Below are 18,506 nucleotides of genomic sequence, written 5' to 3'. Positions count from 1 at the left end.
GACCGAAGCGCGTCATTGCCGCCGATGGAACGGTCAGGATCGCGCGCCAGGGTTACCGTGCGGACACGGGACGTGCCAGGACCCCCGGGACGAGTGCCGGGCAGGCCGGAACGCCATAGAGTGACCCTCAGCACACCAGCCCGTCCACGAAGGAGTGACCATGATTCGACGTCCGGGCAGGCGCACGGTCCTGGCAGGGGCTGCCGCGACGGCGGCCGCGGGCCTCTCCGGCTGCCTGCAGAACCCCGATCCGAACAACGGCGGAGGAGGCGGCGGCGCGCAGAAGTACACCGAGGGCGACACCCCCGGCACCGGCACCGTGACCATCCTCGGCGCCTTCGGCGGGCAGGAGCAGTCCGCGTTCGAGGAGTCCCTCGCAGATTTCCAGAGCGAGCACGACATCACGATCCAGTACACACCGGACCAGGACTTCACCACCACCATCCAGCAGCGGGTCGGGGCCGGCGACGCCCCCGACATCGCCCTGTTCCCCCAGCCGGGCGGCATGTTCGACCTCGCCGCCCAGGGGCACATCACCCCCATCGACGTCTATCTCGACTACGACGCCCTGGCCGGCACGCTGATCCCCGGCTTCCTCGACTCCGCGCGCCTGCAGGGCCGCGTCTACGGGGCACCGATGCGCATGGCGTGCAAGTCGCTCATCTGGTACCCGAAGAAGGCCTACGAGGCCGCGGGCTACCCGAACGACCCGGCCACGATGCAGGAGCTCTACGCGATCGCCGACCAGATCAAGGGCTCAGGCATCGCCCCATGGTCCGACGCCTGGGGCGCCGACCAGGCGACCGGCTGGGTGGGGACCGACTGGATCGAGGAGTTCATGCTCCGCGTCCACGGTCCGGAGATCTACGACGACTGGATCTACCACCGGATGCCGTTCAACGCCCCCGAGGTGGTCGAGGTCTTCGGCCTGGTCGGCGAGCTCCTCAAGGGCGAGGGGAACGTGCTCGGCGGCACCGCCACGATCCTGAACACCCCGTTCTCCGAGGCTCCGCTGCCGCTGTTCGCGGAGCCGCCGCAGGCGATGTACGTGCGTCAGGGCAACTTCGTCACGGGCTTCCTGCCGGCCGATATCCTCGAGAACCTCGACGAGGAGGTCGGGGTGTTCGCGATGCCCACCTGGGAGGGCGGGTTCGAGGGCCAGCCCATCCTGGGCGGCGGCGACCTCGCCGCCCTGTTCACGCTCAACGACGACACGGTCGAGGTCATGAAGTTCCTGACCTCCCCCGAGTTCGGAGGCCCGTGGGCGCAGGCCGGCGGCTGGCTGAGCCCGCACAAGACCTTCGACGCCTCGCAGTACGCGGACGAGACCACCCGGCGGGTGTTCGACATCGCCGCCAATGCCCAGGTGTTCCGCTACGACGGCTCGGACGTCATGCCCAATGCCGTCGGCGGCGGCTCCTTCTGGACGGGCATGGTCGAGTGGCTGCAGGGCGCCAAGGACGCACAGACCGTGTGCGACGAGATCGAGGCCGGGTGGCCGTCGTGACCACCACACCCAGCACCTCCCCCGGCGCGGCCGCGGCCGCGCCGGAGCCGGAGCGTCGCGCCGGCTCCCCGGCGCGCCCCGTGCGGCTGCTCATCGGCGCGGTGGGGATGGTCGTCACGGCCTGGCTCGTGTGCAACATCTTCCTCGCCTTCGCCTACTACCCGCAGTGGTTCGCCGGGTCCGGGATCCTCATCGGCCTGCTCGGCCTGATCGTCGGCATCGGCGGCTCGGTCGTGTTCTTCTACTTCCTGAACCTCTGCATCGAGGGGTTCCCGTCCCGCTTCTCCGAAGGGCTGATCCCCTACGCCTTCCTGCTGCCGGGATTCAGCCTCATCGCGATCCTGCTGCTGTACCCCACGGTGCAGACCATCGTGTACTCCTTCGCGAACAAGGACTCCACCGCCTGGGTGGGGCTCGAGAACTACCAGGCGATCTTCGGCGACGCGGGCTTCTGGTCCGCCCTGCTGAACAACCTGCTCTGGATCCTCATCGTCCCGATCCTCACCGTCGCGTTCGGCCTGGCCGTCGCGGTGCTGGCGGACAAGCTCTCCGCCACCGGGGAGCGGATCGCGAAGTCCTTCATCTTCCTGCCGATGTCGATCAGCTTCGTCGGCGCGGCGACGATCTGGGGTCTGATCTACGCCTACAACACCCCCGGCAGCCCGCAGACCGGCCTTCTCAACGCCATCGTGGTCGCGCTCGGCGGCGAGCCCCACGCCTGGTACCAGATCGACACCGCCCGGCTCAACTCGCTGCTGCTCATGGTCATCCTCATCTGGCTGCAGACGGGCTTCGCCATGGTGCTGCTGAGCTCGGCCATCAAGGGCGTGCCGGAGGACACCATCGAGGCCGGCCGCATGGACGGGGCCAGCGAGGGCCGCATCTTCTGGCAGATCGTGTTCCCCCAGGTCCGCCCCACCATGCTGGCGGTCTTCATCACCGTGCTGATCCTGGTGCTGAAGGTCTTCGACATCATCTACGTGACCACCAACGGCCGTGACAGCACCGACGTGATCGCGAACCTGTTCTTCCGGAAGCTGTTCGTCGAGCAGCAGGCCGGGCAGGCCTCCGCCGTCGTGGTGGTGCTTCTGATCCTCGTGCTCCCGATCCTGGTGTACCAGGTGCGGAGCTTCCGTCAGCAGGAGGCGAACCGATGAGCGGCACGATGAAGGACGGGCGGCGGCGCTCGCCCCTGGCCATGATCGCCATGCCCCTCATGGTGATCCTGTGGACCATCCCCACCGTGGGCCTGCTGGTCACGAGCTTCCGCACCCGTGAGGAAGCCGCCACCAGCGGCTGGTGGAGCTCGATCTTCGGAGGCGGGTGGACCCTCGACAACTACCGCGGCCTGTTCGAGAACACCAGCATGGGCAGCTCGCTGGTGAACTCGATCGTGGTCGCCGTGCCCGCCACGGTGCTCCCCATCATGTTCGCGGCCTTCGCCGCCTACGCCTTCACGTTCATGCGCTTCCCCGGCAAGGATGTGCTCTTCATCGTGATCGTGGCCGTGATGGTGGTGCCCATCCAGGTGGCCTTCCAGCCGATGCTGGACCTCCTGGGGCCCCGCGGCCTGGGCATCAACGGCCAGTTCGTGGCCGTGTGGCTCCTGCACACCGGCTTCGGCATGCCGCTGGCCGTCTACACCCTGCGCAACTACATGGCGACGCTCCCGAACTCGGTCGTGGAGAGCGCGAAGATCGACGGCGCCTCCCACTTCCAGACCTTCTGGAAGCTCGTGGCGCCGATGTCCTCGCCCGCGATCGCGGCCTTCGCCACCCTGCAGTTCCTGTGGGTGTGGAACGACCTGCTCATCGCGAAGCTGTTCATCGGCGGCGGAGCGAACAAGACCGTCATCGTCGACCTCCAGCAGATGCTGGGCACCCAGGGGCAGGGCGCGGAGCTGCTCACGGCGGGCGCGTTCCTGTCGATGGTCATCCCGATGATCGTCTTCTTCAGCCTGCAGCAGTTCCTGGTGCGCGGCATGACCTCCGGCGCCGTCAAGGGCTGATCCGCCGCTGCGGCATGCGGCGCACGACGGACCCATCGGCTGTCCACATCGGACAGCCGGTGGGCCTCGTCCGTCGGCGCAGCCGATAGATTGGTGCCATGACTTCCCGCCATGCCGAGGGCGACCTCGCGCTGCCGCCGTCCCAGGTCCCCGACCCCCGCGAGGCGCCCGCGCTGCGCTGGGGCGTCGTCTCCCCCGGCCACATCGCCACGCAGTTCACCGAGACCCTGCACCGCGCCTCCGCCTCCCGCGTCGTCGCCGTGACCTCCCGCTCCCTCGAGCGCGCACAGGCCTTCGCGGCGGCCCACGACGTCGAGGGCGCCCACGACGACCTGGGCGCCATGCTCGCCGCCGGCGGGCTGGACGCGGTCTACATCGCCTCGCCGATGGCGCAGCACCACGCCATGGCCCGCCAGGCCCTCGAGGCCGGCGTGCCCGTCCTGCTCGAGAAGGCCTTCACCCTCAACGCCGCCGAGGCCGAGGATCTCGTCGCCCTCGCCCGGGAGCGCGGAGTGTTCCTCATGGAGGCGCTGTGGGCGCGCTTCCTGCCGCAGTTCGACGTCCTGCGCCAGGTCCTCGCGCAGGGGCTGATCGGCGAGACCGTCCTGGTCCAGGCCGACCACGGCCAGTCCTTCCCGGAGGACCCTGCGCACCGGCTGCACGCCCCCGAGCTGGGCGGCGGCGCCCTGCTGGACCTCGGCGTCTACCCGATCAGCTTCGCCCAGATGGTGCTGGGCGACCTGCAGGATCTCGCCGCGCTCGGCGAGCAGACCTCCCTGGGCGTGGACGCCACCGTCGCGATGGTCGCCCGCGGTGCCCGCGGCGGGCATGCGACGCTGTCGACCACGCTGCGCTCCCTCACCCCCATCGAGGCCGTCATCAGCGGCACCGAGGGCCGCGTGCGCCTGGACGGCGCCTTCTTCGCCCCGGGGACCCTGCGCGTCGAGCTGCGCGACGGGCGCTCCGCCTCGTTCTCCCATCCCGGCGATCCGGCCGACGGCCTGGTCTACGAGGCCGCCGAGGCCGCCCGGTGCATCGCCGCGGGGCTCCTCGAGTCCCCGCTGATGACCTGGGAGGACAGCATCTCCGTGATGCGCTCGATGGACCAGGCCCGCGCCGCGCTGGGCGTGGTCTACCCCTCGGAGGCCCGCGCGTGAGCCACGATTCCCCGGCCCCGCCGCCCGTCCCCGGCCTCGCCCCGCCGTTCCTGCGCATCCCCACCCCGCACCGCCCCCGTCGCGGGCTGCTCATCTCCTTCGAGGGCGGCGACGGCGCGGGCAAGACCACGCAGATCTCCCTGCTGCAGCAGTACCTCGTCTCCGAGCGCACCGTCGACGAGGACCTCGTGCTGGTCACGCGGGAGCCCGGCGGCACTCCGCTCGGGGAGCGGATCCGCGAGCTCGTCCTGCACGGCGACCATGTCGAGGACAAGGCGGAGGCCCTCCTCTACGCGGCGGACCGCGCCCACCACATCGCGTCCGTGGTGCGCCCGCACCTCGCCCGCGGGGGCCTGGTGCTCACCGACCGCTACCTCGACTCCTCGATCGCCTACCAGGGCGCGGGACGGGACCTGGACGGCGACGAGATCGCCGCCCTGTCGCTGTGGGCCGTGGGCGGCATCATCCCCGATCGGACGATCCTGCTGGACCTGCCCCCGGAGGCTCTCGCCGAGCGCCGTGAGGCCGGCACCCTGGACCGTCTCGAGCAGGAGGGCCAGGAGTTCCACGGGCAGGTGCGCGAGAAGTTCCTCGAGCTCGCGGCGGCGGAACCGGAGCGCTTCGAGGTCATCAACGCCACGCTGCCGCGCGAGGAGATCCATCGCCGCGTCCTCGACGCGATCGCCGAGGACCTCTCGCGCTTCGACCCGACCTTCGAGCCCGCGCCCCCGCCGTCGCGCCGCGACGAGGAGTGAACGCCCCGATGCCCTGCAGCACCCCGAGAGGACGGCACGCATGAGCGTGTGGGACGACGTCGTCGGCCAGGAGAACGCCGTCGCCGGCTTCCGCCGCGCCGCCGCGCCCGGCGGCTCCCTCGCCCAGGCCTGGCTGATCGCAGGCCCGCCCGGCTCCGGGAGGTCCACCGCCGCGCGGGCCTTCGCCGCGACCCTCCAGTGCGAGGACGGCACCGGATGCGGCTCCTGCCTGGCCTGCCGCACGGTGCTCGCCGGCACCCACCCCGACGTGACCGTCGTGGCGACGGACAAGCTCTCCATCGCCAAGGAGGAGATCCGCTCCCTGGTCCAGACGGCGCAGCGTGCCCCCGCCACCGGGCGTCACCGCGTGATCGTCATCGAGGACGCGGACCGCATGAGCGCGGGGACCTTCAACGTGCTGCTGAAGTCCATCGAGGAGCCGCCGCCGGCCACGGTCTGGATGCTGTGCGCCCCCTCCCCGCAGGATCTCGCGCCGACGATCCGCTCCCGCTGCCGGGTCGTCACCCTCACCGTGCCGGCGGCCGATGTGGTCGCCGAGCTGCTCGTCCGCCGCGACGGCGTGGAGCCGGAGCTCGCGGCGCGGGCCGCCCGCGCCGCCCAGGGGCACATCGGCCTGGCGCTGCGCTACGCCACGCAGGACGGCGTCCTCGCGGCACGGGAGGACGCCGCCCGCACCCTGCTGGGCCTGCGCTCCAGCGGCGAGGCGGTGCTCGCCGCCGCGGCGCTGGTGGAGCGGGCGACGGCGGAGGCGAAGGAGCACGCGGACCAGGTCGCCGCCGAGGAGCGCAGCCGGTTCCTGCATTCGGCGGGGATCGACGACGGCAAGGTGCCTCCGGCGCTGCGCAGCCAGGTCAAGCAGCTCGAGGACGATGCCAAGCGCCGCCAGACCCGCCTGGTGCGCGACGTGCTGGACCGCTACCTGCTGGATGCCCATTCCGTGCTGCGCGACGTGCTGACCCTGCAGATCCGCACCGGCAGCGACCTGGTCAACCCCGGCGTCGAGACGGAGATCCGCGTCGCCGCCGAGGCCGGGGACGGCCGCACCACGCTCGCGCTGCTGGACGCCGTCCAGCGCACCCGGGCCCGCATCGCCGGCAACGTGCCGCCGCTGCTCGCGATCGAGGCGCTCCTCTCGCGCATCGCCGTCACCCTGCGCTGACCCCGCCCGAGCACCGCGCCGCGCGCGGCCCGAGCACGCGTCGCGCACCGCATCGCCCGGCACGGACCTGCACCTCGTGCCGGGTGACGTCCGCGCCGTCTCCGGCACCACCTTTTCCCGGGCCCCTGGGCCGGCGTCACGAGACCGTCCTGGAGGCGCGGAGGGGCGCCGGTGATGACACGCCGGGCGGAGTCCGTCGGAATCGAGCGGAGTGACGTCGTCGCTACGAGAACGAGCGGAGTCATCCCGTCGCTTCCCGTGAAGGAAGCGACGACATGACTCCGCTCGATGTCCCGGCCCGCCCCGCGCACGCGCGAAGCGGGGAGGGATCAGTTCTCGGTCGGTTCCTCGGAGGAGTCCGCGGCGCCGCCGTCAGTCGCGGCCTTATCGGTCGCGGCCTTATCGGTCGCGGCCTTGTCGGTCGCGGCCTTGTCGGTCGCAGTGTTGTCGGTCGAGCCGTCAGCGTCGGCCGAGGCGTCGGCGTCGGTCGCGGTGTCGTCGCCCGAGGTCGGGATCAGCTCGTAGTCGACCTGCAGCTCGTCGACGACCACGGACTCGGCGATCGCGAACTCGCTCGCGGCGGCCTCCTCCTTGCCCGTCTCCGAGTGCGCGCCGCAGCCGTACTGGAGATGGACGACGCGGCCATCAGCCGGGGACCACTCGTTCGTGCAGACGCCGAACTCGCCGCGCAGGGCGCCGGACAGCTGCGAGAGGAAGCCGCAGCTCGAGCAGTTGGCCGTGACCGTGCCCTTGCGCCCCCGGGAGGACGTCTCGCGCGGCCCGAACTCCCCGCCGACCCATCGCTCGGCGGCCTCGGCGCGCCCCTGCGGGGACAGCACGCGGGGGCGGCCCAGGCCGAGCTCCCACAGCGCGACGCGGTCGGCCTCCTCGTCGTCGGTCTGCTCGTAGCCGAACTCGAGGCGCTCGTCCTCGTCGCGGTAGGGCAGGAGGTCGTCGGCGCCGACGTCGGAGGGACGCAGACGCTCGGACCAGGGCTCCCAGTCGGGCGCGAGCAGCGCGCCCTCGCCGGGCAGGAGCGCCGTCTCCGCGACGGTCGCGACCTTGGCGCGGGACGCGCGCACCACCGTGACGTGCCAGGACCATCCCCGGTAGCCGGGCATGGCGCAGGCGAAGACGTGGTCGACGATCCGGTCGCCGGTGGCCTCCACCCGCAGATGCTCACCGACCTGGCCCGGCTCGGTGACCTCCTCGAGCGCCGCGCGCGCCATCTCGACGGCATCGGCGGCGATCGCGTCGAGCTTCGGCTTCGCCTTCCCGGAACGGGTGCGGGCGGGCCGGCCCGCGGAGGGGGCGGTGGCAGCTGTCATTCTCAGGCCTCGAAGTTCTCGGCGACGGCGCGCAGGACGGTGGCGATCTTCTGGGAGTGCCCGCGATCGGGGTAGCGGCCGTGATGCAGCCCGGTCGAGGCGTCGTCGAGCAGACGGATCAGGTCCTCGACCATGACCGCCATCTCCTCGGGCTTCGTGCGGCGCGCCCGGGACACGGACGGCGCGGACTCGAGCAGACGCAGGGAGAGCACCTGCGGACCCCGGCGGCCGTCGGCGACGTCGAAGTCGACCTTGGCGCCAGGACGCAGCGTCTCCACGCCCTCCGGGAGCGTGGTGGCGTGCACGTACACGCTCTCGCCGCTCTCCTCGTCGAGGACGAAGCCGAAGCCCTTCTCGGCGTCGTAGAACTTCACCTTGCCACGTGGCACCGCGGATCCCGTTCCTTGCTGGTTCATCGGTCTGCCCGGGGGCCGGTCGGCCCGCGGACGGAGACGGCGCAGAGCCGCCTCGCGACCTGTGAGTCTACCGCGCGCGCAGGGCTGCGGGCAGAGCCGTCTGCTCGAACGTGGGACCGCTCACGCCACCGCCGCCGCGGCGGTCCTCAGGAGCCTCCGGGGTGCGGTCCGCGCGGGCGGGTCGAGCCCTCCATCCGGCGCAGCGGAGGGATCTCGGTGCGAGGTCCCTGCGGCCCGGGGACCTCGACCACGTGGCGCAGCACGGCCTCGAGGAGGTAGGCGGTGAAGCCCCAGACGAAGGCGTCCTCCGGCAGGTCGTAGGCGGTGCCCACATCGCGGCCGTCCAGCAGGGCGGTGCGGCGCACGGCGGGGTCGCTCAGCGAGCCGGGGCCGATCAGCGGCGCCCAGACGACGCGCTCGACCTCGCGCGGCTGCGCGGCGTGCAGATCGGGCACGTGCGGGGACCAGGCCAGGACGGGACGGACCTCGTACTCGCGCCACGGCATGGGGATCGGGGCGAAGGAGCCGATCACGTGGACCTCCTCCGGGTCCAGCCCCACCTCCTCCTCGGCCTCGCGCAGCGCGGCCGCGGCGTCGTCGGCATCGGCCTGCTCGACCCCGCCGCCGGGCAGGGAGAACTGGCCCGGCTGGGAGCGCAGGCCGTGGCCGCGCTCCTCGACGACGATCCGGGCGCCGTCGAGGGTGTCCCCGGCGATGAGCAGCAGCACCGCTCCGCGCCGCGGGGACCACGCGGCGGGGACCGGGGTGCCCAGGTCGATGAGCTCGGCGTCGCCGGTGGACGCCCGGGCGGCGAGGGCGCGGAGGAAGCCGGGGATCCGCGGGGCGTCCGGGGCGCTCATGCGATGCCCGCCGACGGGCACAGCGGGGCGAGGACGCAGTCGTCGCATCGCGGCGACCGGGCCGTGCACACGCGGCGCCCGTGCAGGATCAGCAGCAGCGAGAGGGAGGTCAGGTCGACGGCCCCGCTCTCTTCCGGCCCGGGCGCGGCCCGCCCCGACGGGCGCGGTGCGGTGCGCTCGACCAGGTCGACCACGTCCTCCTCCACCCGGCGGGGATCGCTGTGCCCGGTCCAGCCCAGACGGCGCGCCAGGCGGCCCACGTGCGTGTCCACGGCCAGCGCGCTGCGCCCGAACCAGGTCCCGCGCACCACGTGGGCGGTCTTGCGCCCCACCCCGGGCAGCCGTTCGAGGGCGTCGTGGTCCTCCGGGACCTCCCCGCCGTGGTCCTCGCACAGGCCGGCGGCCAGGCCGATGATCCGCCGGGCGCGCGTGGCGCCCATGCCCAGGGGCCGCACGACGGCCTCCACCTGCGCGGGGTCGGCGCCGGCGAGGGCGGCCGCATCGGGCCAGCGGGAGAACAGCTCCGGGGTCACGGCGTTGACCCGCACGTCGGTCGTCTGCGCCGACAGGACGGTGGCGACCAGCAGCTCGAAGGCATCGCGATGATCCAGCTCCGTGCGAGCCGGCCCGTGCAGGGTCTGCAGACGGCGGTGGACCTCGGCCGGATCGGCCATCGGCCGGCCCGACGGGCCCGGGGCGGCAGCCCCGGATGGGGCGGCGTCCCCGGGGGCGGAGCGGGGCGGGGCGGGACGTCCGGGCACGTCTCTCCTTCCCGATGGCACTGGTCCGAGGCCATGATGTGTAGCATCATCGGGTCCCGACGACGCGCGAGCTGTGACCGCAACCACGCGGCACGAGGCTCTTTCGGTCACAATGGGAGTCGACATCGTTGGTCCCGCACCCACGGGACCCAGTAATCAGGAGGTTCCGTGGACGAGAACATCGTACGGTCGTCACCGCTGTTCGCCGCACTCGACGACAACGGCAAGCAGGCAGTCCTCGCGTCGATGACGCAGGAGGACTTCCACCGCAGCGCCGTGATCTTCCGGGAGGGGGAGCCCGGCGACCGGCTCTTCATCATCGGCACCGGCAAGGTCAAGGTGGGCCACGCCTCCGGCGACGGCCGCGAGAACCTGCTGGCCGTCCTCGGGCCGGGCGAGACGCTGGGCGAGCTGTCGCTGTTCGACCCGGCGCCGCGCAACGCCACGGCCACCGCCGTGGCGGAGACGACCCTCTACTCCCTCACGCAGCAGGACCTGTACCGCGTGCTGGCGCAGCGTCCGGAGGTGGCCCGTCACCTCCTGGCGAGCCTCGCCCGTCGCCTGCGCAAGACCAACGAGTCCCTGGCCGACCTCGTCTTCGCCGACGTCCCCGGCCGTGTCGCCAAGAACCTCCTCGACCTCGCCCAGCGCTTCGGTCGGCAGACCGATGACGGCGTGATGGTCGCCCACGGCCTCACCCAGGAGGAGCTCGCCCAGCTGGTGGGCGCCTCCCGCGAGACCGTCAACAAGGCCCTCGCCGATTTCGCCTCGCGCGGGTGGATCCGCCTCGAGGCGCGCGCCGTGCTGCTGCAGGACGTCGAGCGCCTGCGCCGCCGCTCGCGCTGACGCGGCCCCGAAGACGCCCGAGGGCGGCTCCCGGTCGGGAGCCGCCCTCGTCTGCGTGCGCTGCGGGTCAGCGATCCGTGCGGGCCAGGTGCTCCAGCGCGGCGCGCAGGTTCCAGCTCGCCGCCTCGCGCAGCCGGCCCTCGAGCTCGTCGCCGTAGATCTCCCGGATCAGGCGGTCCAGGGTCAGGACCCCGGCGGCGCGCGCCGCCCGCACCTGCTCGATGCGCTGCTCGCGATGGGCGATCGCCTCCTCGATGGCCGCGAGGGCCGCGGTCGGGGAGTCGATCGGCTCGCCGTGCCCGGGATGGATGCTGGAGATCCGGCCGTCCAGCGCCATCGCCCGCAGGATCGCCAGGGACTGCAGGTAGTCCGTGAGGCTGCCGTCCGGCGGCGCGATCACCGTCGAGGAGCCGCCCAGCAGGGTGTCGCCGGTCAGCAGGCGGCCGCCCTGGACGAGCAGCGCGATCGAGTCAGCGGTGTGGCCCGGCAGGGAGATCACGTCGGCGACCAGGCCGGAGTCGCCCTCGAGCGCGACCGGCGGGGGCTGGGCCCCGGGCAGGGCCTGCGGGTCCGCCGCCCACAGGGCGACCGTGCGACCGCTGCGGGCCTCGAGCTGCCGGCGCAGCGTCCCGGCGCCGTCGGCATGGTCCTCGTGGCGATGGGTGACGATCACGCCCATCGGGCGACGGTCCTCCCCCGCCGAGAGGCGGATCAGCTCGGCGAGATGGTCGGCCCGGCGCGGGCCCGGATCGACCACCCAGCACTGGCGCCCGTCGCGCAGCACGTACGCGTTGGTGCCGGTGAGGGTCATCGGCCCGGGGTTGTCGGCCCGGCGCCGCAGCACCTCGACGCTCGCGGCCTCGGGGTCGCGGCGCGGGGACTGCTCGGTCATCGGGGCCCGCCGATGGTGACCGCGGCGGGCACCTCAGGCCTCCGCAGCCGCCGGGTCGAACTCGACCACGAGGTCCAGCTCGACCGGAGCGTCCAGCGGCAGCACGGCCACGCCGACGGCGCTGCGGGCGTGCGCCCCGGCCTCGCCGAAGATCTGCCCCAGCAGGTCGCTGGCGCCGTTGATCACGGCGGGCTGCCCGCTGAAGGAGGGGTCCGAGGCGACGTAGCCGGTCAGCTTGACGACGCGGGTGACCCGGTCGAGGGAGCCGATCTGCGCCTGCACGGCGGCGAGGGCGTTGAGGCAGCAGGTGCGCGCGAGGTCCTGGGCGAGCTGCGGATCCACCGCGGCGCCGACCTTGCCCGTGGCCGGCAGCGCGCCGTCCACCAGGGGCAGCTGGCCGGAGGTGTGGACCCACGAGCCGCTGACGACGGCCGGGACGTAGCTGGCGACGGGGGCCGCCACCGGCGGGAGGGCGAGGCCGAGCTCCTGGAGCCGGGCCGTCACCGATCCGGCCGGGGCCATCAGGCCTGCTCCAGCGGCCGCTTGAGGTAGGCGACCAGGGACTCGGGGTTCGGCCCGGGCACCACCTGGACGAGCTCCCAGCCCTCGGAGCCGTAGTTGTCCAGGATCTGCTTGGTCGCGTGGATGAGCAGGGGCACGGTCAGGTATTCCCAGCGGATGCGTTCGGTCATGGCGCGAGCCTACCGGCCGCGCCTCCGGGACGCGGTCGCGGTCTCGCAGCGCAGGAGGCGCTCACTGCCCCGCGGCCCGCTGCGCCACGCGCGTGAGCACGGCGTACCAGTCGCGGATCCCCGGGTGCTGGCGCAGCAGGCGGCGCCGCTCGCGCTCGGTCATCCCTCCCCACACCCCGAACTCGACGCGGTTGTCGAGCGCGTCGGCAAGACATTCCGTGCGGACCGGACAGCTCAGGCAGGTGATCTTCACCTTCTGCTGATCCGCACCCTGGACGAAGAACCCGTCGGGGTCCTGATCCGTGCACGCACCGCGGGCGGCCCAGCCTTCCCGCTCGGTGACGGCACTCCTGGTCACGCTGATGGTCACAGGTGTCCCCTTTCGAATCATCGTCGACTCGTGGAGGCCCATAGTAGGGATTCCCAGCGAACATGCAAAATGCGCCATGGCCGCAGGTCCTGCGCACGAGCCCGGTGACCCCGGTCCCGGGACGTGGAAGCGCCCAGCCGTCCGACGTACTGTAGGACCATGGCGGACCACGACTCTCGTTCACCCCAGGCCGGCGCCACCGCGGCGGGCACCTTCCTGCAGACGGTGTACCTGCTGGTGGGCCTGCTGGCCGTATCCGGCATCGCCGGCGTGCTGATGGCGGGGTTCTTCCTCCCGATGGTGTCGCTGACCTCCACGGCCACCGAGGACGGGGTCGAGCTGTTCGAGTCCCTGCCCTCGGAGCTCGAGGTGCAGCCGCTGAACGAGTCCAGCCGCATCGAGGCGTCGGACGGCTCGCTGCTGGCCACCTTCTACTACCAGAACCGCATCATGGTCCCGCTCGAGGACATCTCGCCGTACATGCAGCACGCGGTCGTGGCCCAGGAGGACCGGCGCTTCTACGAGCACGGCGGCATCGACATCCGCGGCACCGCCCGCGCCCTGCTGAGCAACGCCGGCGGCGGCTCCACGCAGGGCGGCTCGACCCTGACCCAGCAGTACGTGAAGAACGCGCTGCTCATGGACGCCGTGCAGCGCGGCGACGACGAGGCCAAGGCGGAGGCGACCGAGCAGACCTACGGCCGCAAGGCCCGCGAGGCCAAGCTGGCGATCTCCCTCGAGAAGAACTGGTCCAAGGAGGAGATCCTCAACGGGTATCTCAACGTGGCCCAGTTCGGCCCCTCCCAGTACGGCGTGGAGACCGCCGCGCAGCACTACTTCTCCAAGTCGGCCAAGGACCTCAACCCCGGCGAGGCCGCGCTGCTCGCCGGGATCACGAACGGCCCGGCGATCTATGACCCGGTCAAGCACCCCGAGAACGGCGAGCGGCGGCGCAACGACGTGCTGCGCGCCATGCTCCGCGACGGCTACGTCACCCAGGAGGAGTACGACCAGTACTCCGCCCAGCCCGTCGGGGAGATGCTGAACGTCAAGAACGTCTCCGCCGGCTGCGCCACCGCCGGGCGCTCGGGCTTCTTCTGCGACTACGTCACGCGGTCGCTGATGAACGATCCCGCCTTCGGCGAGACCTCCGAGGAGCGCGCCAAGAAGCTCTACGGCGGCGGCCTCACGATCCGCACCACCCTGGATCCGGCCAAGCAGAAGGTCGCCGAGGATCTGCTGGAGTCCCGCCTGAGCGCGACCGACGACTCCGGCTTCGGCCACTCGATCGTGACGGTGGAGCCCGGCACCGGCAACATCCTCGTGATGGCCCAGAACCGCACCTACAACCCCTACGAGGACGCGGGTCCGGGCGAGACGGCCATCAACTACAACGTTCCCAAGGCGCTCGGCGGCGGCAGCGGATTCCCCGTCGGCTCGACGTTCAAGCCCTTCGTGCTCACCGAATGGCTGGTCACCGGGCACACGCTGTGGGACACCGTGGGCACGGCCCGCAAGACGATGACGAACTTCCCGGGCAAGTGCCTGCCCGGCGGCGCCTGGCGCGAGCGCGCGGGCTACAACCCGGACAACGCCGTCTCCGTGGCGCTGGCTCCGATGGAGCCCGCGCTGAACGCGACGAAGTTCTCCGTGAACACGTCCTACGCCAACATGGCCCAGCAGATGGACCTGTGCGACATCGCCAACCGCGCCCGCACGATGGGCGTGGTCCCGGCGACCTACAACCCCTTCGACCCGGACACCTACTCGATGCCGGTCGAGGACCTCTACGGCCAGGAGCTCGCTCCCGCCGTCGTCGTCCTGGGCGAGCTGCGGATCTCCGCGCTGGACATGGCCGCCGCCTACGCGACGTTCGCCACCAGCGGCACCTACTGCCGGCCCACCGCCATCGCCTCGGTCACCGACCGCGACGGGGAGGACGTCGCCTTCACCGGCAACAGCTGCAAGCAGGTCCTCGAGCCCGAGGTCGCCGACGCGGTCGCCTGGACCCTCGAGCAGGACCTCGTGGACCCGCGCGCCACCGGCAAGGGGAAGGTCATCCCCGGCCATGACGCGGGCGGCAAGACGGGCACCTCGGGCAGCCAGTTCCACACCTGGTACGTGGGCTTCACGAAGCAGATGAGCACCGCCGTGTGGTTCGGCAACCCGACCACGAACGTGAAGCCCGGCGGCTTCCGGGTGGGCGAGACGAACCTCCGCTACGGCAAGGTGTGGGGCAACACCGTCTCCCTGCCCACCTGGCAGGAGTACATGACCCGGGTCCATGAGGGCCTGCCCAACGAGCCGTTCCCCGCCCAGCCGGCCCGAGCGGTCTCGACCGCGCCGCAGAGCAACGGCACCGTGCCCGACGTGAGCGGGATGGTCCTCAGCGAGGCCACCTCGACCCTCGAGGGCGCCGGCTACCGCGTCGAGGTCCGGCGGGAGAACTCCGACGTCGAGCGCTGGCGGGTGATCGGCAGCTCCCCCGGCGCCGGCACCCGTCTGGCCCAGGGCGAGACCGTCACCATCCGCCAATCCGTCGGACGGGGCTGAGGTGGCACGGAGGACCAGGGCCCTCGCGCTCGGCGCCGGGGCCCTCGCCCTCGGTGCCGCCGGCGCCCACGTCTGGGCCCGTCATATCGAGATCCACCGGTACACGCTGCGCGAGCACACGCTGCCGATCCTCCCCGCGGGGGCCCGGACGGTGCGCCTGCTGCACATCAGCGACATCCATCTGATGCCGGACCAGGACCGCAAGCTCGCCTTCCTGCGCCATCTCGCGGCCCTGCGCCCGCATCTGGTCATCGACACCGGCGACAACATCGCCTCCGCCGCCGCGATCGGGCCGCTGGGCCGCGCCCTGGACCCGCTGCTGCACCGTCCCGGCGCCTTCGTGATGGGCTCGAACGACATGTACGCGCCGTCCCCGAAGAACCCGCTGCGCTACTTCCTGCCCGACCCGCGGCCGGAGGGGTTCACGGACTCCGCCCGGGATCCGGATCTTCCCACGCAGGCGCTGCGGGAGGTGCTGGGGGCGCACGGCTGGGCCGACCTCACCAACGCCCGCGCCACGATCCGCCTGCCCGGACTGGACGTGGAGCTGACCGGCGTGGACGACCCGCACCTCGAGCGCGACGAGTTCCCTCGGCCCGTCCCCGCGGGCGCGGGCGACGTGCCGGTGCTGCGCCTGGGCGTCGCCCACGCCCCGTACCGCAGGGTGCTGGACGCCTTCGCGGCCGATGGCACGGACCTGGCCCTGGCCGGCCACACGCACGGCGGCCAGCTGCGCCTGCCCGGGATCGGGGCGCTGGTGACCAACTGCGACCTGCCGCGCTCCCAGGCCCGCGGGGTCTCCGCCTGGGACGGCATGGCGCTGCACGTGAGCGGCGGCCTGGGCGCGAGCCCCTTCGCGAACTTCCGGACCTTCAACCCGCCGGAGGCGACCTTGCTCACGTTGCGCGCCCAGGACCGGACCTGAGTTCGCACCACGCCCCTGGTCGGGGTAGAGTTTCACGTCGGTGAGGCACTTCGGTGGATCACCAGGCGGGGTGTGGCGCAGCTTGGTAGCGCGCCTCGTTCGGGACGAGGAGGTCGCAGGTTCAAATCCTGTCACCCCGACCGCCGGCCGGGAACGCGGCATCATCCACGGATGGTGCCGCGTTTCCGCTTCCGTGGACGGTTTCTGTGGACGACCGCGTGCGATCACCGCTATCGTCCTGCTCGACGGGGACCGCGGCGCACTGCGGTGATCGCCCCCGGGGCGGGGGCGGATCGGGGATCTGCGAGGACGGCAGGGTCGTCGCGCGCCGGGAGCAGGGGCGATGAGGGGCTCGCGCCGATGCGGCACCGGGGAGGACCGGGGAGCCAGGGGGACGTGACATCGGGGAATAACAGCCGTGTAACTAACACAGAGGTTCGAAAAGAGCACGGAACAACACCCCGCACATCCCTCATTCTTGGTAAAAGTTGGGCAAAGCTGCCCGCAAGCCCGCGTAAAGCCAGGCGACAGGCGCACAGGCCAGAACCCTAGAGTGTCGGTGGTGCCGCCAGGACTGGGGCGCCGTCCGGTGTGGTCGCCGCTCCGTCCCCATTCCGGTCACTTCCTCACTTTCCCCTGGGGACGGGCGCTGTGCGCGAGGCGGGAGATCCGTCTCCCGTGCGAGCCTCCGGCGAGGCGAGGAGAAAGAGACGACCGCCATGTTCCAAGCTCCTTCACGTGCCACGCACAGGGCCCCGGGCCGAGCGGTGGTGAACTACCGGGGGATCGCGGCGCCCGTGGGCCGCGGGGTCGGCGGCGTCGCCGTCCTCGGCGCGGTCACCGCCACCGGCTCGCTCGTGGCCATCCCGGAGGCCGAGGCGCTCGCCCCGGTCGAGCTCTCGGCCCTCGCGCCGGGCGCCCCGATCGCGCCCACCGAGTTCTCCCCCGAGGTCCAGCGGGAGATCGACACGTACACCGCGCTCGTGCTGCGCCCGGGTGCCCGCGGCGACGCGATCACCTACCTGCAGAACCGCCTGAACGACCGCGGCGCCGGTCTCCCCGTGGACGGCTACTACAACGTGGCCACCCGCAAGGCGGTCGAGGCCGTGCAGACCAACGGCGGCGTGACCGTCGACGGCGCCGTCGGCCCCTCCACCTGGGACCTCCTGGTCAACACCTCGGCCGAGGAGGTGCCGGCCGTGCTGCCCGAGGCGGCGCCCGCCCCGCGCACCACCGAGCCCGCGGCCGCCTCGACCTCCTCCGTCGGCTCCGACGAGGCGCGCTACGCCCCTCAGGTGCTGCGCTACGGCTCCCGCGGCGAGGCCGTCTCCTTCCTGCAGGCGCGGCTGAACGACCGCGGCGCCGGGATCCCGGTGGACGGGAGGTTCGGCCCCGCCACGCGCAGCGCCGTGCGCACCCTCCAGAGCAACGGCGGGGTCGGCGTGGACGGGGTCGTCGGGCCCGTCACCTGGGACATCCTGTTCAACACCGGGGCGGACGAGGTCCCGGCGAAGGCGAAGAGCTCCGCTCCCGCGACCTCGCCGGACTCCGGCGGCTCGTCCTATGTCGGCACCGTGCTGCGCTACGGCGACCGCGGCGCCGCCGTGACGTACCTGCAGGCCCGCCTCAACGACCGCGGGGCCGACATCCCCGAGGACGGGCGCTTCGGCCCGGCGACGCGGGCGTCGGTGCGTGCCCTGCAGTCCAACGCCGGCATCTCGCGCGACGGCGTCGTCGGCCCCCGCACCTGGGACGTCCTGGTCAACTCCAGCGCCGAGGACGTCCCCGCGCGGTCCACCGGCAGCACGCAGGCCTCCGGGTTCAACAGCAAGACCATGGTCGCGCAGGCCAAGTCCTACCTCGGCACGCCCTACGTGTGGGGCGGCGCGTCGTCCTCGGGCATGGACTGCTCGGGCCTGGTCAAGCTGGTCTACAACGCCCACGGCATCGAGGTGCCCCGGGTGGCCCGCAACCAGGTCTACGGCGGCCGCATCATCCCCAAGTCGGAGGCCAAGCCCGGCGATCTCGTCGCGTTCTCCTCGGGCAACTGGGGCCACATCGGCATCTACATCGGCAACGGCCAGATCATCGATGCCGGCAACTCGAAGGGTCGCGTCGTCCAGCGCGACATCTGGAACTCCCCGCACGTGTACGTGACCTACCGCTGACGCGGAGCACGCACGCAGGACCACGGCCCCTGCTCGATGCGACAGCATCACCGGGAAGGAGCAGGACCCGTGGACGAGGGCCCGATCG

At 72.2% G+C, this 18,506-nt stretch carries 18 protein-coding genes and 1 tRNA gene; 11 read left to right on the top strand and 8 right to left on the bottom strand.

The genetic code is table 11. From position 1 onward, the window contains the following. Positions 1-160: 160 nt before the first annotated feature. The 6 genes from BF93_RS14550 (at position 161) to BF93_RS14525 (ending at position 6,607) form a co-directional block, all read left to right on the top strand. Entirely contained in the window at positions 161-1,507 is a 1,347-nt protein-coding gene (locus BF93_RS14550; protein WP_038373633.1) for an ABC transporter substrate-binding protein, read from the top strand. Next, positions 1,495-2,664, top strand: a complete 1,170-nt coding sequence (locus tag BF93_RS14545) for a carbohydrate ABC transporter permease (protein WP_038373631.1) — start codon at positions 1,495-1,497, stop codon at positions 2,662-2,664. The genes BF93_RS14550 and BF93_RS14545 overlap by 13 nt, the downstream gene beginning before the upstream one ends. Beyond that, entirely contained in the window at positions 2,661-3,515 is an 855-nt protein-coding gene (locus BF93_RS14540) for a carbohydrate ABC transporter permease (RefSeq protein ID WP_038373629.1), read from the top strand. Before BF93_RS14545 ends, BF93_RS14540 begins: the two co-directional genes overlap by 4 nt. A 98-nt stretch (positions 3,516-3,613) precedes the next feature. Beyond that, positions 3,614-4,672 carry a Gfo/Idh/MocA family protein gene (locus BF93_RS14535; protein WP_051487003.1) on the top strand — a complete coding sequence of 353 codons (1,059 nt, stop codon included), beginning with the start codon at positions 3,614-3,616 and terminating at the stop codon, positions 4,670-4,672. After that, positions 4,669-5,427 carry a dTMP kinase gene (tmk, locus tag BF93_RS14530; RefSeq protein WP_084148580.1) on the top strand — a complete coding sequence of 253 codons (759 nt, stop codon included), beginning with the start codon at positions 4,669-4,671 and terminating at the stop codon, positions 5,425-5,427. The genes BF93_RS14535 and tmk overlap by 4 nt, the downstream gene beginning before the upstream one ends. 40 nt (positions 5,428-5,467) lie before the next feature. Next, a complete protein-coding gene (locus BF93_RS14525) occupies positions 5,468-6,607 on the top strand; it encodes a DNA polymerase III subunit delta' (RefSeq protein WP_038373628.1) in 1,140 nt (379 codons plus the stop codon). A 329-nt stretch (positions 6,608-6,936) separates the two neighbouring features. Here BF93_RS14525 and BF93_RS14520 read toward each other — a convergent pair whose 3' ends face one another. The 4 genes from BF93_RS14520 to BF93_RS14505 all read right to left on the bottom strand — a co-directional run bounded on the left by BF93_RS14520 (position 6,937) and on the right by BF93_RS14505 (position 9,885). Beyond that, positions 6,937-7,935 (bottom strand): DUF3027 domain-containing protein, encoded by a 999-nt coding sequence (locus BF93_RS14520; protein WP_038373627.1) that lies wholly within the window; start codon positions 7,933-7,935, stop codon positions 6,937-6,939. 2 nt (positions 7,936-7,937) lie between these two features. Then, complete coding sequence (locus BF93_RS14515) at positions 7,938-8,324, bottom strand: cold-shock protein (protein ID WP_038373626.1); 387 nt, start codon at positions 8,322-8,324, stop codon at positions 7,938-7,940. Between the two features lie 173 nt (positions 8,325-8,497). Further along, the gene (locus tag BF93_RS14510) at positions 8,498-9,211 is read right to left on the bottom strand and encodes an NUDIX domain-containing protein (protein WP_051487014.1); all 714 of its coding nucleotides are present in this window, start codon (positions 9,209-9,211) and stop codon (positions 8,498-8,500) included. Then, complete coding sequence (locus tag BF93_RS14505; RefSeq protein ID WP_051487013.1) at positions 9,208-9,885, bottom strand: endonuclease III domain-containing protein; 678 nt, start codon at positions 9,883-9,885, stop codon at positions 9,208-9,210. The genes BF93_RS14510 and BF93_RS14505 overlap by 4 nt, the downstream gene beginning before the upstream one ends. Positions 9,886-10,140: 255 nt before the next feature. On the opposite strand from BF93_RS14505, the gene BF93_RS14500 reads away from it, so the two are divergent. Beyond that, positions 10,141-10,818: a Crp/Fnr family transcriptional regulator gene (locus BF93_RS14500; protein ID WP_038373625.1), complete on the top strand. Its 678-nt coding sequence runs from the start codon at positions 10,141-10,143 to the stop codon at positions 10,816-10,818. A gap of 67 nt (positions 10,819-10,885) precedes the next feature. Here BF93_RS14500 and BF93_RS14495 read toward each other — a convergent pair whose 3' ends face one another. From BF93_RS14495 to BF93_RS14485, 4 genes are all read right to left on the bottom strand, one after another. Continuing rightward, positions 10,886-11,710, bottom strand: a complete 825-nt coding sequence (locus BF93_RS14495; RefSeq protein ID WP_038373624.1) for an MBL fold metallo-hydrolase — start codon at positions 11,708-11,710, stop codon at positions 10,886-10,888. 33 nt (positions 11,711-11,743) lie between these two features. Beyond that, positions 11,744-12,232, bottom strand: coding sequence for a RidA family protein (locus BF93_RS14490; RefSeq protein ID WP_038373623.1), 489 nt, complete (start codon positions 12,230-12,232; stop codon positions 11,744-11,746). Then, positions 12,232-12,402 carry a DUF4177 domain-containing protein gene (locus tag BF93_RS19640; RefSeq protein WP_156954159.1) on the bottom strand — a complete coding sequence of 57 codons (171 nt, stop codon included), beginning with the start codon at positions 12,400-12,402 and terminating at the stop codon, positions 12,232-12,234. The genes BF93_RS14490 and BF93_RS19640 overlap by 1 nt, the downstream gene beginning before the upstream one ends. Positions 12,403-12,463: 61 nt before the next feature. Continuing rightward, positions 12,464-12,766 carry a WhiB family transcriptional regulator gene (locus tag BF93_RS14485; RefSeq protein WP_051487012.1) on the bottom strand — a complete coding sequence of 101 codons (303 nt, stop codon included), beginning with the start codon at positions 12,764-12,766 and terminating at the stop codon, positions 12,464-12,466. 165 nt (positions 12,767-12,931) lie between these two features. Here BF93_RS14485 and BF93_RS14480 point away from each other — a divergent pair, with 165 nt between their 5' ends. From BF93_RS14480 to BF93_RS14465, 4 genes are all read left to right on the top strand, one after another. Continuing rightward, positions 12,932-15,325: a penicillin-binding protein gene (locus BF93_RS14480; protein ID WP_038373622.1), complete on the top strand. Its 2,394-nt coding sequence runs from the start codon at positions 12,932-12,934 to the stop codon at positions 15,323-15,325. 1 nt (position 15,326) lies between these two features. Then, on the top strand, positions 15,327-16,250 hold the full coding sequence (locus BF93_RS14475; protein WP_038373621.1) for a metallophosphoesterase: 924 nt from the start codon (positions 15,327-15,329) through the stop codon (positions 16,248-16,250). Positions 16,251-16,316: 66 nt separating this feature from the next. Further along, a tRNA-Pro gene (locus BF93_RS14470) sits at positions 16,317-16,390 on the top strand. Between the two features lie 630 nt (positions 16,391-17,020). After that, positions 17,021-18,418, top strand: a complete 1,398-nt coding sequence (locus BF93_RS14465) for a C40 family peptidase (protein ID WP_051487002.1) — start codon at positions 17,021-17,023, stop codon at positions 18,416-18,418. Positions 18,419-18,506 lie beyond the last annotated feature (88 nt).

The sequence above is a fragment of the Brachybacterium phenoliresistens genome, assembly GCF_000576425.1.
GTDB lineage: Bacteria > Actinomycetota > Actinomycetes > Actinomycetales > Dermabacteraceae > Brachybacterium > Brachybacterium phenoliresistens.
Note: the sequence above shows the minus strand (reverse complement) of the source record. Positions and strands in the feature narration are given on the sequence as shown.

Coding starts and splice junctions, on each gene's coding strand:
- BF93_RS14550 (WP_038373633.1), top strand. CDS start 161: ATGATTCGACGTCCGGGCAGGCGCACGGTCCTGGCAGGGGCTGCCGCG.
- BF93_RS14540 (WP_038373629.1), top strand. CDS start 2,661: ATGAGCGGCACGATGAAGGACGGGCGGCGGCGCTCGCCCCTGGCCATG.
- BF93_RS14535 (WP_051487003.1), top strand. CDS start 3,614: ATGACTTCCCGCCATGCCGAGGGCGACCTCGCGCTGCCGCCGTCCCAG.
- BF93_RS14525 (WP_038373628.1), top strand. CDS start 5,468: ATGAGCGTGTGGGACGACGTCGTCGGCCAGGAGAACGCCGTCGCCGGC.
- BF93_RS14520 (WP_038373627.1), bottom strand. CDS start 7,935: ATGACAGCTGCCACCGCCCCCTCCGCGGGCCGGCCCGCCCGCACCCGT.
- BF93_RS14510 (WP_051487014.1), bottom strand. CDS start 9,211: ATGAGCGCCCCGGACGCCCCGCGGATCCCCGGCTTCCTCCGCGCCCTC.
- BF93_RS14505 (WP_051487013.1), bottom strand. CDS start 9,885: ATGGCCGATCCGGCCGAGGTCCACCGCCGTCTGCAGACCCTGCACGGG.
- BF93_RS14495 (WP_038373624.1), bottom strand. CDS start 11,710: ATGACCGAGCAGTCCCCGCGCCGCGACCCCGAGGCCGCGAGCGTCGAG.
- BF93_RS14490 (WP_038373623.1), bottom strand. CDS start 12,232: ATGGCCCCGGCCGGATCGGTGACGGCCCGGCTCCAGGAGCTCGGCCTC.
- BF93_RS19640 (WP_156954159.1), bottom strand. CDS start 12,402: ATGACCGAACGCATCCGCTGGGAATACCTGACCGTGCCCCTGCTCATC.
- BF93_RS14480 (WP_038373622.1), top strand. CDS start 12,932: ATGGCGGACCACGACTCTCGTTCACCCCAGGCCGGCGCCACCGCGGCG.